The organism is Pseudohaliea sp., assembly GCF_040217025.1.
In the GTDB taxonomy this organism is placed as follows: domain Bacteria; phylum Pseudomonadota; class Gammaproteobacteria; order Pseudomonadales; family Halieaceae; genus Pseudohaliea.
The window spans coordinates 690189-704905 of the sequence record NZ_JAVJOA010000008.1; the positions used below are offsets into that span (position 1 = coordinate 690189).

The following is a 14717-nucleotide window of genomic DNA, read 5'->3' on the forward strand; positions in this document are numbered from 1 at the left end:
GTTCACCTATGACAGGGAACCGAAAGCGGCTTTCCCGGTCCTACTTCAGCACGTGTCCCAACGGAGTGAACGATGGAGAACAGAAGCCTTTACAACGTTGCCAACAGCGGCGTGGAGCAGGTGGCGAGCACCAACAAGGTGCTGCGCAGCACCTACATGCTGCTGGGTATGACCCTGCTCTTCAGCGCCGGTACCGCGGGCCTGTCCATGGCGCTCGGTCTCGGCCACGGCGCCGCCCTCGTGCTGACGCTGGTCGGTTTCGGCCTCCTGTTCGTGGTCAACCGCCTGGCGGACAGCGCGAAAGGCCTGCCCGCGATCTTCGCCTTTACGGGCGTGATGGGTGCCTCCCTCGGCCCGCTGCTCAGCTACTACCTGTCGATGCCGGGCGGCTCTTCGCTCGTGCTGCAGGCACTCGGCGGCACCGCGATCGTGTTCTTCGGCCTGTCCGCCTATGCGCTGACCACCCGCAAGGATTTCTCCTTCCTCGGCGGCTTCCTGATGGTGGGCCTGCTGATCGCAGTGGTGGCCATGATCGCGAACATCTTCCTGGCGATCCCGGCGCTGTCGCTGACGATCTCCTCGGCCGTGGTGTTCATCATGTCGGGGCTGATCCTGTTCGACACGAGCCGCATCATCCACGGTGGCGAGACCAACTACATCCGCGCCACGGTGGGTCTGTACCTGAACATCTACAACCTGTTCATCCACCTGCTGAGCCTGCTCACGGCGCTCGGCGGCGACGACTGACGGCGGCGCTGCCCGCCCCCGGAACCCCGGCCCTGCCGGGGTTTTTTGTTTATAATCCGCGCCCATGCGCTACGCCCTCCTCGTGCTCGCCCCGCCCCAGGCCACCGCCGTACACCGCGCCGCCATCGGTCTCTGCGAGGCCGCGCTGGACGCGGGCCACGCGCTGCCCCGGGTGTTCTTTTCCGATGCGGGAACGCAGGTGGCCCTCGACACGGCCGTGCCGCCCGGTGACGAGCCGTCGCCCCGGGAGCACTGGCAGGCGCTCGCCCGCCAGCACGGCGTCGAGCTGGTCGCCTGCATAGGCTCCGCCGTGCGCCACGGCGTGCTCGACAGCGACGAGGCCGCGCGCTTCGAACGCCCGGCGGCGACCCTGGCAGAAGGCTTCGTCCTCGGCGGCCTCGGCCTGCTGGTGGAGGCCACCGCCGCCGCCGACCGCGCCCTGACCTTCGGCGGCGGCGCGCCGTGAAGTCCACGCTGCTGGTCATGAACCGCGCGCCCTACGCCGGCACCCTGGCGCGGGCGGGCCTGGACGCCGCGCTGGCCTACGCCGCCTTCGACCAGCCGACCAGCGTGCTCTTCGCCGGGCCCGCGGTGCTGCAGCTCGCGCCCGCGCAGGAACCGGCCGCGATCGGCCGCAAGAGCCTGCGCCGGCTCATCGATTCCATGCCGCTGTACGACCTGGAGGCGGTCTACGCCGATGCCGGGGCCCTGGCCCGCTACGGCCTGGCCGCCGCCGACCTGCCTGCCTTCGTCACCGTGCTCGATCCGGCGGCGCAGCGCGAACTGCAGGACCGGCACGAGCACCTGCTGTCCTTCTGATGGCCCTGCACACGGTCAACCTGCTGCCCGGCGATGACGCCACGGAAGCTGCCCTCGCCCAGCTCCGGGACGGGGATGCGGTGCTGTTTCACGGCGAGGGGGCCTGGCACGCCGCGGCGCCCGCGCTGGACGCCTGGGCGCGCACCGGTGCGACGCTGCACGTGCTCGCGGCAGACCTCGCCGCCTGCGGCCTCACCGGGCGCTGCGACCCGCGCGTTGCCGCGGTGGATTCGGCGGGCTTTCTCGCCCTGACGGAGCAGCACGCGACGCAGCGTGCCTGGTTCTGAGCCGGCCGTGGCCCTGCCCCCGCTGGATAAGGACGGCTTCCTGCGCGACAGCAGCGACTGGAACCGCGACGTGGCCGCGGCGCTGGCCGCCGAGGAAGGCATCGCCCTGGACAAAGCCCACTGGGAGGTGCTCGAGCTCCTGCGACGCTACTACGCGACCTATGACAGCTCCCCGGCCATGCGGGCGCTGGTGAAGTACTGCCGGCAGGAACTCGGGGCCGACAAGGGCACGAGCCTCTACCTGCTCAAGCTCTTCCCCGGCTCACCGGCCAAGGTCGGTGCGCGCCTCGCGGGCCTGCCGCGGCCGGCAAACTGCCTGTGAGCCTGCCCCGCTTCGAGCCCCACCGCTACGACGCGCTGCTGGCGGACAAGGCCCGGCGCGTGAGCGCCCTGCTCGCCCCCTTCGACCCGCCCGCGGCCACGGTGGCGCCGTCGCCGCCGGAGGCTTTCCGCATGCGCGCCGAGTTCCGCTTCTGGCATGGGGGCGACGACAGTTTCTACGCCATGTTCGACCCGGCGGCGCCGAAGGAACCGCTGCGGGTCGACGATTTCCCAATCGCCTGCACCCCGATCCGCGAGCGCATGGAACCGCTGCGCCGGGCGCTGCGGGATGACGCCGATTTGCGGCGCAAGCTGTTCCAGGTGGAGTTCCTCGCGGCGACCACGGGCGAGGTCCTGGTCACCCTGGCCTATCACCGGCGCCTCGACGACGCCTGGGAAGCCGCGGCAAGCGCCCTTGCAGAGGCGCTCGGCCTGGCGATCGTCGGGCGCAGCCGCGGCCAGAAGGTGGTCATCGGCCGCGACTGGGTCAAGGAGCAGCTCACCGTCGACGGCCGTCGCTGTCACTACCGGCAGCGCGAGCAGGCGTTCACGCAGCCCAACGCGGCGGTCAACGTGGCCATGCTCGAGTGGGCCTGCGCGGCCGCGAGCGAGCTCCCGGGCGATCTCCTCGAGCTCTACTGCGGCAACGGCAACTTCACCGTGCCCCTGGCCCGCCATTTCCCGCGCGTGCTCGCCACGGAGCTGTCCAAGGTGTCGGTGCGCGATGCCCGCCACAACCTCGCCGACAACGGTGTCGACAACGCTGCCGTCGTGCGGCTCTCGGCAGAGGAAATGAGCAGCGCCCTGCGCGGCGAGCGGGCATTCCGCCGCCTCGCGGAGCTGCCGGTACCCCTCGAGGACCACGACCTGCGCTGCGCCTTCGTGGACCCGCCGCGGGCGGGCCTGGACCCGGCGACCCTGGCCAGCCTGCGCCGCTTCGATCACCTGCTCTATGTCTCCTGCAACCCCCACACGCTGGCAGAGAACCTCGCGGTGCTGCACGCCGACTACCGCATCACCCGCTTTGGGCTGTTCGACCAGTTCCCCTACACTGACCACATGGAGTGCGCCGTCGCCCTCGCGCGGCGCTGACGCGCCCGCAAACACCACGACCAGTGACGGAGGTTTCCATGGAACGGCTGAACGATGCCGCCGTCGAGGCGGCCCTCGACAAGCTCAGCGGCTGGCGCCGCGACGGCGACCACCTGCGCCGGGACTTCAAGTTCGCTGATTTCAACGCTGCCTGGGGCTTCATGAGCCGGGTAGCGCTCTGCGCAGAGGCGATGAACCACCACCCGGAGTGGAGCAACGTCTACAACTCGGTGAGCATCGGGCTGTCGACCCACGACGCCGGCGGCCTGACGGAGCTCGACCTGAAGCTGGCCGAGGCGATCGACCGCTGCGCGGGGGAAGGCTAGAAGCGCAAGCCGAACTCGAGCAGGCGCCGGCCGAGGACTTCGTCCAGGCGGCTCTCGTCCCGGGCATTGATCTCTATGCTGCGCAGCCCCAGCTGCTCGTAGATGTCGCGTTTGCGCAGCCGGCCGCTGAGCTCGCCGGCGGGCACGTCTGCTTCCCAGCAGTCGATGTAGATACGTCCCGCCGGCAGATAGAAGTCCGCGCAGAGCGTCTCGTCCACCGGCAGGCTGCGGGCGTGCGCGTGGGTGAGCTGGGCGAGGTAGAGCCAGTTGCAGACGTGCATCTGCAGCGGGCTGTGCAGCACGTGGCCGTCGATACCGGCGTAGCCTTCGACGGCGACCTGGCCGGAGCTCGCGAACAGGTCCGGCTCGGCGCTGTCGTCCACCCGCGGCGCGCCGTGCTCGGAGAAACGCCCCAGTTCCCGGTGCACCACGGCCTCGTCGATGATTTCGTGGGGCCAGCTCACGTAGAGCGCGCCCGAGTCCTCGCTCTCCTCCTGCTGGCCGCCGAAACGGCGGCCGAGCTCGGTCAATTCCCAGCCCAGCAGCGTGTGCTCCTGCAGGCCGAGCTCCGCCAGCGCCCGGTTGATGGTTTGCGGGTGCAGCTGCGGGTAGTAGCGGCGCATGCCGCGCGCGGTAATGCGCTGCCGTGACTCGATCGCCGCCAGCAGCGGATGGGAGGCGAGGGTCTCGGGCCAGACCACGTAGCGGCCGAAACGCTTGCTGTTCTGGTAGGCGCCGCCCTCGAACTCGCCCTTCGGCGTCAGCAGCCAGTGGTCGCCGCTGCGCTCGATCCAGCCGTAGTCACGCAGCGTGGCAAAGAGCTGCTGGATCGGGAGGTGCAGCTTCTTGGCGAGCGCGGAGGTGGAGAGCAGGCCGCCCTCCCCGCGTTGGTCAGCCCCCGGCGCCATAGCGCTCGCCGAGGGCGACGTAGAGCCGCTCGGGGAAGTCCGCGGCGCTGCCGTCGAGGCTGCCGAGAAGTTCGTTCAGGTGCTCGTTGTCCTCGCGTCCGCTCCAGGTCTTGCGGTAGCTGCCGTCCTGGTAACCGTTGTCCTGGCGGAAGAAATTGAGCACGTTCTTGCCGACGTAGGCGGTGTAGAGATCCTCGAACGCGAGCTCTGCGGTGCGCATGAGATCGCGGAAGGCGGTCACGGAAAAGCGCCGGGAGGCCAGCGCCTCGGCCGCCAGGGCCTCGGTGGCCAGGCGCAGGTCGTCGGTGGCCGGGGCCTCGTGCTCGATCTCCGCGGCGATGCGGGTCGCAAGTGCCGCGTGGTCGTCATCCTCGAGCAGCAGCATGGACAGGCCGAAGTGCCAGATATCGACGATTTCCAGCCGCACCTGTTCCATGGCCGGCTGCTGCCGCTTCCACCACTTGTAGCCGAAGTGTTCGAGCAGCTCCGCGCACTCGATCCAGGTCGCCCGGTACCAGGCAAAGCCCTGCTCCCGCCACTCGGGATGGACCCGCGTATTCATGCGGTCCTGCATGGCGAGCATGGTCTCGAGTTGTTGCTGCACGGCCGGTCTCCAGTCGACGGGAGAGCGCAGTGTAGCAGCGGCTGCGGGGGCCTCCCAGCCTGCCGCTCAGCCCGATTGCGCCGCCGCCGGCCACTTCGCCTGCACGATGCGGAAGCGCCCGGCGACGAAGGCGAGGTCGGTTAGACAGGCGTTGCCCGCCGGGTTGAGGCCGGTGACGTGATAATCGGAATAGGCCGCGGCGAAGTTGATCGGCATGCCGTGCAGGTTGCAGGCCACGGAGGCGCCGGCGTCGTGGTAGGCGTCGATGGCGCGCTCGATGAAGGCGTCATCCGTGCTGTAGACGTGCGCCGTGATCGCCCCGCACTCGCGGGCGTTGCGCGTGGCGTCGGCCAGCGCCTCCTCCGCGGAGCCGTGGCGGATGACGAAGGAAACGGGGCCGAAGACCTCCTGCCGGTACCAGTCCGCATCGTCCGGCGCCGCGGCGATCACCAGCGGCGTCGCGGTGCGCGCGGCGGGAAACTCCGGGTTTTCGTAGGGACACGAGTCGCGCAGGATGCGGCCGCCGGCCGCCGCGCGCTCGCGGCAGGCATCGACCGTCGCCTGCACCGAATCGTCGAAGAGCGTGCCGCAGAGCGTGGCCGCCCGGCGCGGGTCGGCGAGCCAGCCGTCCACGGCCTCGCAAAGCGCCTGTTCCACCGCCTCGACCGGCACCGTTTCCCCGCCCACGCGCGCACCGCCGGCCGGCACGTGAATGTTCTGCACGCTGGTACACATCTGCGCCGAGGCCTGGCACAGCGACTGGGCGATGGCCCGGGCGGTGGCGTGGAGGTCATCGGTGGACTCGAGCACCACGGAGTTGCAGCCGGCGGTTTCCGTGAACACGAGCTTGCCGGGGCAGTTGTGTTCCAGCCAGCTGCCGAAAGCCGGGCTGCCGGTGTAGTCGACGATCGCCGTCTGCGGCTGCGCCAGCAGCGCCTGCGTCGCGGGTTCCGCACGCGTGTCCGCGACCAGGGTCACGAGGTTCGGGTCGAAGCCGGCTTCGGCCAGCACGGCGCGGCAGGCCGAGACCACCAGGGCCACCGGCAGCACCGCGCGCGGGTGCGGCTTCAGCACCACCGGGTTGCCGGTGGCCAGCGACGCACAGAGCGCCGGGTAGGCATTCCACAGGGGAAAGGTCGCACAGCAGATGACCACGCCCACGCCGCGCGGCCGCAGCCGGTACTGCTTGGCCAGGTCGGCGACGCCGTCGCGGCCGAACTGGCGCTGCCAGCGGCCGGTCCGCGGCACGTCGGCCATCGCCTTGTGCGCGTAGACGAGCGCTTCGAGCCCGCGATCCAGCGCATTGGCGCCGCTGCCGGCAAAGGCCATGACGTAGGACTGCCCGGAGGTGTGCATGGTCGCGTGGGCGTTCTCGAACAGCTGCTCGCCGCAGCGTGCCAGTATCTCCAGGCAGAGGCCGACGCGCGTCCCGGGATCCGCGGCCGCCCAGGGGCCGCGCGCCGCGTCGATGGCGGCAAAGAGTTCCGGCACGGCGACCTTCGGGTAGCCGATGCCCAGCGGCTCGCGGGTGTAGGGCGACAGCTCCTCGCCGATACGGCCGATCTCCGCCGGCTGCTCCAGCGGGAACGGCTTGCCCAGCAGTGCCTCGAAGCGCGCCCTGCCCGCGGCCGGCGGTTCCTCGCCGTGGAGCTTGCTGCTCGGGTTCTCCGGCCAGCCGCTGAAGTGCCGGCGGTCCGCGCAGGCGGCCAGCGCCTCGTCGAACAGGGCCCGGTGCCGGGCGAGGTAGTCAGTGGTCATGGTGCAAAGCCTCCTGCACGGTTTGCAGCGCCTTTTTCCGCGCTTGCTGTGGCAACTGCCGGCTCCTGCTCCCCGGCGAAGGTCAGGGCGACCTCGTAGGCCTCCAGCGGCTCGCCGCACTGGTCGCAGCGCACGCGGCTGTAAAGGCGCTGGCCGCAGGGATCGTGGCGCAGCAGCATGGGCGGGCCGAGGCCGTGCCGGTCACACCAGCGGTCACCCCAGTGCAGCAGCGTCTGGAAGAAGGGAAACAGGTCCCACCCCTTCCCGGTGAGCCGGTACTCGAAGCGCCGGGGCCGCCGCTGGTAGGCCTGGGCCGCAAGCACGCCCGCATCCTCCAGCAGGCGCAGCCGGTCGGCGAGGGTGTTCGTGGCCACCGGCAGCTCGCGGTGGAAATCGTCGAAGCGGGCGATGCCGTGAAAGGCGAGCGCGATCACGTTCGCGGTCCAGCGGTCGCCGACGAGGGTGACCAGGTGGCGGTAGACGTTGCGGGCACCCGGTACCGCGCTTGCCGGCAGCGTGGAGCGACGGCGCGTCTTCACCGGGCGCTCGTCGGTGGTCGCGCCGGGCCCGGGGCTGTAGGAAACGGCGCGGCCGTCCACCGCGGCCCTGCAGCCATCGCAGGCCAGCACCGGGGAGAAGGCCTGGCCGCAGCGGCGGTGTCGCAGCGTGAAGTCCTGCGCCGCGGGCACCGGGTGGTAGCGGCGCTCCCAGGCCATGGCCATGAGCGCGGTGTCGTAGAGGTCGAGCGACTTGCGGGTGAGCCGGTAGCGGCCGTCGCGGCGGCGCAGGCAGTCGATACCCTGCAGCCACTTGAGCCGGTCCGAGAGCACGCCGCGGGAGGCGCCGGTCGCGGCGAGCAGGTCGCCGAAGGTAGAGCCGCCCCAGAAGGCCTCCTGCAGGATCAGCAGGCTCCAGCGATCACCGACCTCGTCCAGCGCCCGGTTGATGGAGCTGGCGCGGGTAACGAGTACGCTCACGGCTCAGGCGCGGTACAGGTCCTCGCCGCGCGCCCAGGTGGCGTGGAAGCCATAGGGCACGCGCCGCGGCAGGTGCACCCTCGCCACGGGCCCCTGCTCGATGTCGCGGGCATCGAAGACCAGGCAGTCCGACTGCCAACTGTTCGAATCGGTCACCAGGGTGATGACGTAGCCGTCGTCCTCGGCCCGTTCGCGGCCGGCGCCGCGGCGCGGCGCGAACACCGCCTCGCTGCCGAAGACGCCGTCGCCGTAGTCCCACTGCCAGCGGCAGCCGCTGTCGTTGTCGTACTTCACCAGGCCGGTAAAGCGCAGCGTGTGACCGCCCTCGTGGGACAGGGGAATGCGCTGGTGGTAGGCATAGCGGCTCTTCTCGCCGTGGAAGAGCGGGTTGGTCTTGTTGAACTCCGTGTTCAGGTCGTCGATGTCGCCCTCGCGCACTTCGCCGGTGCGCAGGTTGAAGCGCCAGCGGTAGTTGTTCGCCTCGAGGCGCATGTAGGCGAGCATGTGGGCCAGCTCGCCCTCGCCGGGCTTCGCCTGCGGCATGGGATTCACCGAGCGGCAGCCGTCCATGATTACCCAGTCGCCCTCCTCCCAGCAGTTGCTCACGTGGAGGATGTAGCACGGCTCGCACTCGAACCAGCGCACGTCGCCGCCGTCGCCGTAGCGCGGGACGATGCCGAAGCGGGTCGGGATATCGCGGTGGAAGGTGAGCACGCGCAGGTGGTGCTTGCGCAGCACGTCCATGTCGTGGAAGAACGGCAGGTCGTGAACGATCGCATAGTGCCGGGTAAAGCCGATGTCGTGCGGCAGCCGCGGCCCGGGCAGGTCGATGGCCGTCTCGTGCACCAGCCGGCCCTCGCGGTCGGCGATGCCGTAGGTCATGTAGGGCGGCTCGTCGCCGTAATCGAAGAAGATCAGCTCCCCCGTGGCCCAGTCGACCTTGGAGTGGGCCGACATGCGCGCGTGGCGGCGACCGGGGAGCACGAAGCCGCCCTGCGTTTCCAGCGTCTGGCCGTCGAGGCGGCAGGGGTTGCCGGCGTTGTACCAGAGCGACACCAGATCGCCGTGGTAAAAAACCAGGTCGGTATTGGAGGTGTCCTTGATGCCGAAGGGCGAGACACTGTAGTCGAAGGGACCCATGACGCCCGGCGACACGGAGCTGCCCCGGGCCCGCTCCCCGGCCAGCGCATCGGTGCCGACCCAGCGGTTGCGATAACTCACCGAACCCTCGCGGAAATAGACGCCGTGCACCATGCCGTCGCCATCGAAGGGGTGATAGCGGTTTTTCGGCGGAAGCAGCGGGTTCGGCCCGTTGCGCAGGTAGGCCCCTTCCAGGTCTGCCGGGAGCTCACCGCTGACCCGCAGGCCCTGCGCGGACAGTTCCTGCGTCACCGGTGCGTACACCCCGTGCAGGTAGGGGTTGTCAAGGCCGTAGATCCATTCCGGCGCGTCGTCGAAGTGGGTAACGCCCCCGACGCAGTGGTTCACGGTGGGGTACTCGGGATGCTGTGCGGGAAGGCCCATGGGGAACTCCTGCCTGGCTGGCTGTATGCCCGAGTATAGAGCGGCAGTTCTGTTATGCAAGTTGCTCTTTCTGCAGGCCTCGGCTTTGCTCACCCCGGTATTTGCCGGGCGCATCAAGCTGCCCTAGACTGCAGGTCTAATTACAAAAGTTACTATTCGCGAAACTCACTACGGACGACCGATGACAGACTGCCTCTCCCGCCTCCGCCTGCCCGTGTTCCAGGCGCCCATGTTCCTGCAGTCCGGGCCCGCCATGGTCATCGCCAGCTGCCGCGCGGGCATCGTCGGCTGCTTTCCCTCGGTGAATGCCCGCTCCGAGGCCGACCTCGCGCAGTGGCTCGAGGAGATCACGGCCGCCGTCAGCCCGACCGATGACGCCCCCTGGGCCATCAACCTGATGATGCACCGCTCCAACAGCCGCCGCCACGCGGACCTCGAGCTCGCCGTGCGCTACCGGGCACCGCTGGTCATCACCGCCCTCGGCAGCCCGAGGGAAGCGGTCGACGCGGTGCACGGCTACGGGGGCCGGGTCTTCGCCGACGTGATCGACCCGCGCTTTGCCGCCAAGGCCCTGGAGGCCGGGGTGGACGGGCTGGTACTGGTCGCCGCCGGGGCCGGGGGCCACACCGGCCAGATCGCCGGCTTCGCCTTCGTGCAGGAAGTGCGGCGTTTCTGGGACGGCCCCATCGTCCTGGGCGGCGGCATCAGCACCGGCCGCGCCGTGCGCGCCGCCGAAGTGCTCGGCGCGGACTATGCTTACCTGGGTACCCGCTTCATCGCCAGCGAGGAAAGCATGGCAGACCCGGATTACAAGGCGATGGTCGTCGCCGCCTCGAGCGGGGATATCGTCTGCTCTGACGCCCTCACCGGGGTGCGCGCGAACTGGCTGCGCCAGAGTCTCGTCCAAGCCGGCTACGACCCCGACGCCATGCCGAGCCCCGGGCAGATCGATGTCATTGCCGCGGCCGGGGACGCGAAGCGCTGGCGCGACGTCTGGTCCGCCGGCCAGGGGGTCGGCGCCATCGACGCCGTACAGCCGATCAGCGCCATCGTGGACGACCTCGCCCGGGACTATGCCGCCGCCAGGGGAGACGCCTGAGATGAAAACGAGCAGCGCGGCGCGCATCGCCGCAGAACGCGAGGCGGGCTACTGGGGCGACGACACGCTGCACAGCCTCCTCGCGGGGCTCGCCGCGGAGCACGGCGAGCGCGCGGCCGTGGTGGACCCGCCGAACAGCGAGGCGCTCGGTGCCGGGACGCCGCGGCGCCTCACCTTCGCAGCCCTCGACCGGGAGAGCAGCGCCCTCGCCCGGGCGCTCTCGGCACGGGGGGTCCGCCGGGGCGACGCACTGCTCGTGCAGCTGCCGAATACGCACGCGCTCGTCCTGCTCTACGCCGCCGCGAGCAAGCTGGGCGCCATCCTGTCGCCGCTGGCGGTGCAGTACGGGCGCCACGAGATCGCCGGCTTTGCCGCGACCCTCGAGCCGCGGGCCTTTATCGGGCAGCGCGCGCTTGGGGAGCGGGCACTCCTCGACGAGGCCGCGAACGCGCTGCGCGACCTGCCCGCCTGGGCCATCGACGAGCTGCTCGCCGATGCCGCCGCTTGCGGGGACGGGGACGCGGACTGGGGCGGTGACGCGGACGAGATCCTGACCGTCTGCTGGACCTCCGGCACCACGGGCACACCCAAGGGGGTACCGCGCTCGCACAACATGTGGCTGGTGCAGGGCCGCACCACGCAGACGGCCGGCGGCTACCGCCCCGGCGAAGTGCTGCTGGCGCCCTTCCCCTTCGTCAACATGGCCGCCCTGGGCGGCTTTCTCTTTCCCATGGCGCTGCTCGGCTGCACCGTGGTCCTGCACCACCCGCTGGACCCGGCGCTCTACCTTTCGCAGCTGCAGGACGAGGCGGTCAATTTCACCATCGCCCCGCCGGCGCTCCTCAACCGCCTGGCGCAGCAGCCGGCGCTCTGGGAACAGTTCGATTTCACTGCCCTGCGCGCCATCGGCTCCGGCTCCGTGCCGCTGTCGCCGGCCATGATCGAGGTCTTCGAGGAAAGCTACGGCAAACCGGTGGTGAACTTCTACGGCTCCAATGAGGGCATCGCCCTCTTCGCCACGCCGGACAGCGCACCGGCACCCGAGCAGCGCGCGAAGCTGTTTCCACGGCTCGGGGCGGCCGGCATGCCCTTCGGCGGCTACGGCGCCGAGGTGCTAAGCACCCGCGTGGCCGACCCGGCAACCGGCGCCATCATCGACGAGCCGGGGCGGCCCGGCGAGCTCTGCATCGCCGGCCCCGGGGTCTTCGACGGCTACCTGGGCCACGACAATCGCGGGCTGTTCAGCGACGACGGTTTCTTCCGCACCGGCGACCTGGTGGAAATCAGCGGCGACCCGCCCCACTTCTACCGCATCGTCGGGCGCTGCAAGGACATCATCAACCGCGGCGGCATGAAGCTTTCGCCGAGCGAGCTCGACACGCTGCTCGAAGGCCACCCGGACCTCGCCGAGGCTGCCGTCTGCGCCTACGCGGACCCGGACCTCGGGGAGCGCGTCTGCGCCTGCCTGGTGCTCGTCGAGGGATCCAGCGCCCCCAGCGTCGAGGCGCTCGGCGACTGGCTCGGCGAACGCGGCCTCGCGCGCTTCAAGGCCCCGGAACGCATCGAACTCTTCGACGCCCTGCCGCGCAACCCGCTCGGCAAGGTCGTCCGCAATGAACTGGCGGCTGCGGTAGCAGCCCGGGGAGGACCCGCGTGAACCACGTCTACATCCTGGGCGGTGCCCAGAGCGACTTCGCCCGCAACTGGGCCCGCGAGGGCCTGGACCTGTACGCCCTGTTCCGCGAGACGCTGGAAGCCGGCGTCGCCGATGCGGGCATCGAGCCGGCGCAGATCGAGGTCGGCCACGTTGGCAACTTCGTCGGCGATCTTTTCTCGCGCCAGGGGCTCATCGGGGGTTTCTTCGCCCACGTCTACCCGGAACTCGCGGGCATTCCCACGGCCCGGCACGAGGCCGCCTGCGCCTCCGGGTCCATGGCAATCCTCGCGGCCATGCGCGACATCGAGGCCGGGCACTACAGCGTCGCCTGCGTGGTCGGCCTCGAACTCATGCGCAACGTCGACGGGCGCACGGGTGCGGAGTACCTCGGGGCGGCGGCCTGGCAGGGCCAGGAAGCGCAGGAGGCAGAGTTCCCCTGGCCGCACCTGTTCGATCGCATCACCGCGGAGTACGAACAGCGCTACGGCATCCGCGAGGAGCACCTGGCGCGCATCGCCGAGATCAACTTCGGCAATGCCCGCGACAACCCGCATGCGCAGACCCGCAACTGGACCTTTCCCGACGGCTGCTTCGGCCCGGACGACCAGCTCAACCCGGTCGTCGATGGCCGCATCCGCAAGCTCGACTGCGGCCAGATCACCGACGGCGCAGCCTGCGTGGTGCTCGCCAGCGAGAACGTGGCCCGCGCCCACGCCCAGCGCCAGGGGCTGGCGCTCGCGGACCTTCCCCGCATCAAGGGCTGGGGCCACCGCAGTGCCCCGCTACTGCTGGAGCGCAAGCTCGCGCTCAGCGCCGGCCAGCCGCTTGTCTTCCCCCACGCGGCGAAGACCCTCGAAGATGCCCTGCACCGGGCCGGCTACGCCGAGGTAACCGAGGCCGATGGACTCGAGACCCACGACTGCTTCACGATCACCGAGTACCTCGCCCTCGACCACAGCGGACTGACACCTCCCGGGCAGGGCTGGCAGGCCGTGGAGGACGGGCGCATCGCCCGGGACGGCAGCTTCCCGGTCAACGCCAGCGGCGGGCTGATCGGTCTCGGACACCCGGTCGGCGCCACCGGCGTGCGCATGGTCCTCGACGGGGCGCGGCAGGTCAGCGGCCGCGCCGGTGCCTGCCAGATCCGCGGTGCCGAGAACCTGCTCACCTTCAACGTGGGCGGCTCCACGACCACCTGTGCCAGCTTCGTGGTGGGGGTCGGTGAATGACGGACGCCTGCCTCTACGAATGGGTGCGCAGTCCGCGAACACGGGCCAAGGACACCGGTGGGCTGCACGCGCTGACCCCGCAGGCACTCCTAGGCCGGCTTTACGGCGCCCTGGCGACCCGGGCGCAGCTCGACCCGGCGCTGGTCGACGACGTCATCCTCGGCTGCGTCACCCAGCACGGTGAGCAGGCGGGCAATATCGCCCGCTCGTCGCTACTGCACGCCGGCTGGCCCGATCACGTACCCGGGATCACCGTGAACCGATACTGCTCTTCCGGGATCGACGCGCTGGGCCTCGCGGCGCTGAAGGTCCGCGGCGGCGAGGCGGGCGCCGTGCTTGCCGGCGGGGTCGAGATGATGTCGCGGGTGCCCATGCTCGCCGACAAGGCACGCGTCTTTCTGGACCCGGCCTTCGCGGCCGAATGCCGCATGCTGATGATGGGCAGCGGCGCCGACCTGATCGCGACGCTCAACGGCGTAAGCCGCGAGGCCGCCGACGCGGTCGCCCTGGCCAGCCAGGAGCGCGCGGCGCGGGCACGGGACGCGGGCTACTTCGCACCCTCCCAGGTGCCGATCGAGACCCCGACGGGCACGGCCGCCGTGGACGAGTGTATCCGCGAGGGTCTGCGTGCCGAGGACCTGGCCGCCCTCCCCCCGGCTTTTGCCGAGGCCGGTGCTGCCGGTGTCGACGCCTACCAGCTCGCCGCCAACCCGCAGCTCGCGGCAATCGAGCACATCCACACGGCGGGCAATTCGCCCGCCATGGCCGACGGTGCTGCGCTGCTGCTGGTGGGCGACGCCGCCCTCGGCGAGCGCCTGGGCCTGGCTCCGCGCGCCCGCATCCGCGCTGCCTGCACCGTGGCGGCGGACCCGCTGCAGGTACTGACCGGGTGCCTGGCCGCCACCGAGGCGCTGCTGGCGCGCACGGGCCTCACCGTCGACGATGTCGACCTGTTCGAGATCCACGAGGCCTTCGCGGCGGTTTCCGTGGTCGCCCGGGAGCGCCTGGGCATCCCCGACGAGACGCTCAACGTCAATGGCGGCGTGATCGCGCTCGGCCACCCCATGGGCGCCACCGGCGCGATCATGGCCATCACCCTCCTCGACGAGCTCGAGCGCCGGGGGCTGGAGCGCGGCCTGGTCGCCGCCGCCGGGGCGGCGGGCAGCGGCAGTGCCCTTTTGATCGAGCGGGTAACGGTCGCCTAGACGCCGGCCGGACTTGCCCGAAAACCCGCCGTAATTACTTTGTAATAAAAGTATTGTAGGCCGCGCCACTCTGCGACCTCAGCCTAAAAAAATGTTCTAAATCGGCAACTTACTTGCGTTTTGCCCTGATTCCTGTATCATTTGGGACAAATTTGATTTGGGAC

16 protein-coding genes are annotated in these 14717 nt (G+C 70.3%); 11 read left to right on the top strand and 5 right to left on the bottom strand.

The window, feature by feature from the left end; translation table 11 throughout:
* Positions 1–72: 72 nt before the first annotated feature.
* The 7 genes from RKE50_RS07360 to RKE50_RS07390 all read left to right on the top strand — a co-directional run bounded on the left by RKE50_RS07360 (position 73) and on the right by RKE50_RS07390 (position 3592).
* Positions 73–747, top strand: a complete 675-nt coding sequence (locus tag RKE50_RS07360; protein ID WP_350035555.1) for a Bax inhibitor-1/YccA family protein — start codon at positions 73–75, stop codon at positions 745–747.
* A gap of 64 nt (positions 748–811) precedes the next feature.
* Positions 812–1213 (top strand): sulfurtransferase complex subunit TusD, encoded by a 402-nt coding sequence (tusD, locus tag RKE50_RS07365; protein ID WP_350035557.1) that lies wholly within the window; start codon positions 812–814, stop codon positions 1211–1213.
* The gene (locus RKE50_RS07370) at positions 1210–1566 is read left to right on the top strand and encodes a DsrE family protein (RefSeq protein ID WP_350035559.1); all 357 of its coding nucleotides are present in this window, start codon (positions 1210–1212) and stop codon (positions 1564–1566) included. The genes tusD and RKE50_RS07370 overlap by 4 nt, the downstream gene beginning before the upstream one ends.
* Positions 1566–1853, top strand: coding sequence for a DsrH/TusB family sulfur metabolism protein (locus RKE50_RS07375; protein ID WP_350035560.1), 288 nt, complete (start codon positions 1566–1568; stop codon positions 1851–1853). Before RKE50_RS07370 ends, RKE50_RS07375 begins: the two co-directional genes overlap by 1 nt.
* Before the next feature lie 7 nt (positions 1854–1860).
* Positions 1861–2175, top strand: a complete 315-nt coding sequence (locus RKE50_RS07380; RefSeq protein ID WP_502937873.1) for a TusE/DsrC/DsvC family sulfur relay protein — start codon at positions 1861–1863, stop codon at positions 2173–2175.
* Positions 2172–3266, top strand: a complete 1095-nt coding sequence (trmA, locus tag RKE50_RS07385) for a tRNA (uridine(54)-C5)-methyltransferase TrmA (RefSeq protein WP_350035562.1) — start codon at positions 2172–2174, stop codon at positions 3264–3266. Before RKE50_RS07380 ends, trmA begins: the two co-directional genes overlap by 4 nt.
* Before the next feature lie 38 nt (positions 3267–3304).
* Positions 3305–3592, top strand: a complete 288-nt coding sequence (locus RKE50_RS07390; RefSeq protein WP_350035564.1) for a 4a-hydroxytetrahydrobiopterin dehydratase — start codon at positions 3305–3307, stop codon at positions 3590–3592.
* Here the strand turns inward: RKE50_RS07390 and RKE50_RS07395 are convergent.
* The 5 genes from RKE50_RS07395 to RKE50_RS07415 form a co-directional block, all read right to left on the bottom strand.
* A complete protein-coding gene (locus RKE50_RS07395) occupies positions 3589–4500 on the bottom strand; it encodes a hypothetical protein (RefSeq protein WP_350035566.1) in 912 nt (303 codons plus the stop codon). The genes RKE50_RS07390 and RKE50_RS07395 overlap by 4 nt on opposite strands.
* Complete coding sequence (locus tag RKE50_RS07400; RefSeq protein ID WP_350035567.1) at positions 4484–5104, bottom strand: dUTP diphosphatase; 621 nt, start codon at positions 5102–5104, stop codon at positions 4484–4486. Before RKE50_RS07400 ends, RKE50_RS07395 begins: the two co-directional genes overlap by 17 nt.
* A 66-nt stretch (positions 5105–5170) precedes the next feature.
* Complete coding sequence (paaN, locus tag RKE50_RS07405) at positions 5171–6862, bottom strand: phenylacetic acid degradation protein PaaN (RefSeq protein WP_350035569.1); 1692 nt, start codon at positions 6860–6862, stop codon at positions 5171–5173.
* Positions 6859–7839: a winged helix-turn-helix transcriptional regulator gene (locus RKE50_RS07410; RefSeq protein WP_350035571.1), complete on the bottom strand. Its 981-nt coding sequence runs from the start codon at positions 7837–7839 to the stop codon at positions 6859–6861. The genes paaN and RKE50_RS07410 overlap by 4 nt, the downstream gene beginning before the upstream one ends.
* Positions 7840–7842: 3 nt before the next feature.
* Positions 7843–9363 carry a carotenoid oxygenase family protein gene (locus RKE50_RS07415; protein ID WP_350035572.1) on the bottom strand — a complete coding sequence of 507 codons (1521 nt, stop codon included), beginning with the start codon at positions 9361–9363 and terminating at the stop codon, positions 7843–7845.
* Positions 9364–9544: 181 nt separating this feature from the next.
* Between RKE50_RS07415 and RKE50_RS07420 the strand changes: the two genes are divergently transcribed.
* From RKE50_RS07420 to RKE50_RS07435, 4 genes are read left to right on the top strand one after another with little or no spacing between them, the layout of a single operon-like run.
* On the top strand, positions 9545–10462 hold the full coding sequence (locus RKE50_RS07420) for an NAD(P)H-dependent flavin oxidoreductase (protein WP_350035573.1): 918 nt from the start codon (positions 9545–9547) through the stop codon (positions 10460–10462).
* Position 10463: 1 nt separating this feature from the next.
* Entirely contained in the window at positions 10464–12119 is a 1656-nt protein-coding gene (locus RKE50_RS07425) for a class I adenylate-forming enzyme family protein (RefSeq protein WP_350035574.1), read from the top strand.
* Positions 12116–13348, top strand: a complete 1233-nt coding sequence (locus RKE50_RS07430; protein ID WP_350035575.1) for an acetyl-CoA acetyltransferase — start codon at positions 12116–12118, stop codon at positions 13346–13348. Before RKE50_RS07425 ends, RKE50_RS07430 begins: the two co-directional genes overlap by 4 nt.
* Positions 13345–14553, top strand: coding sequence for an acetyl-CoA C-acyltransferase (locus RKE50_RS07435; protein ID WP_350035576.1), 1209 nt, complete (start codon positions 13345–13347; stop codon positions 14551–14553). Before RKE50_RS07430 ends, RKE50_RS07435 begins: the two co-directional genes overlap by 4 nt.
* Positions 14554–14717: the final 164 nt, after the last annotated feature.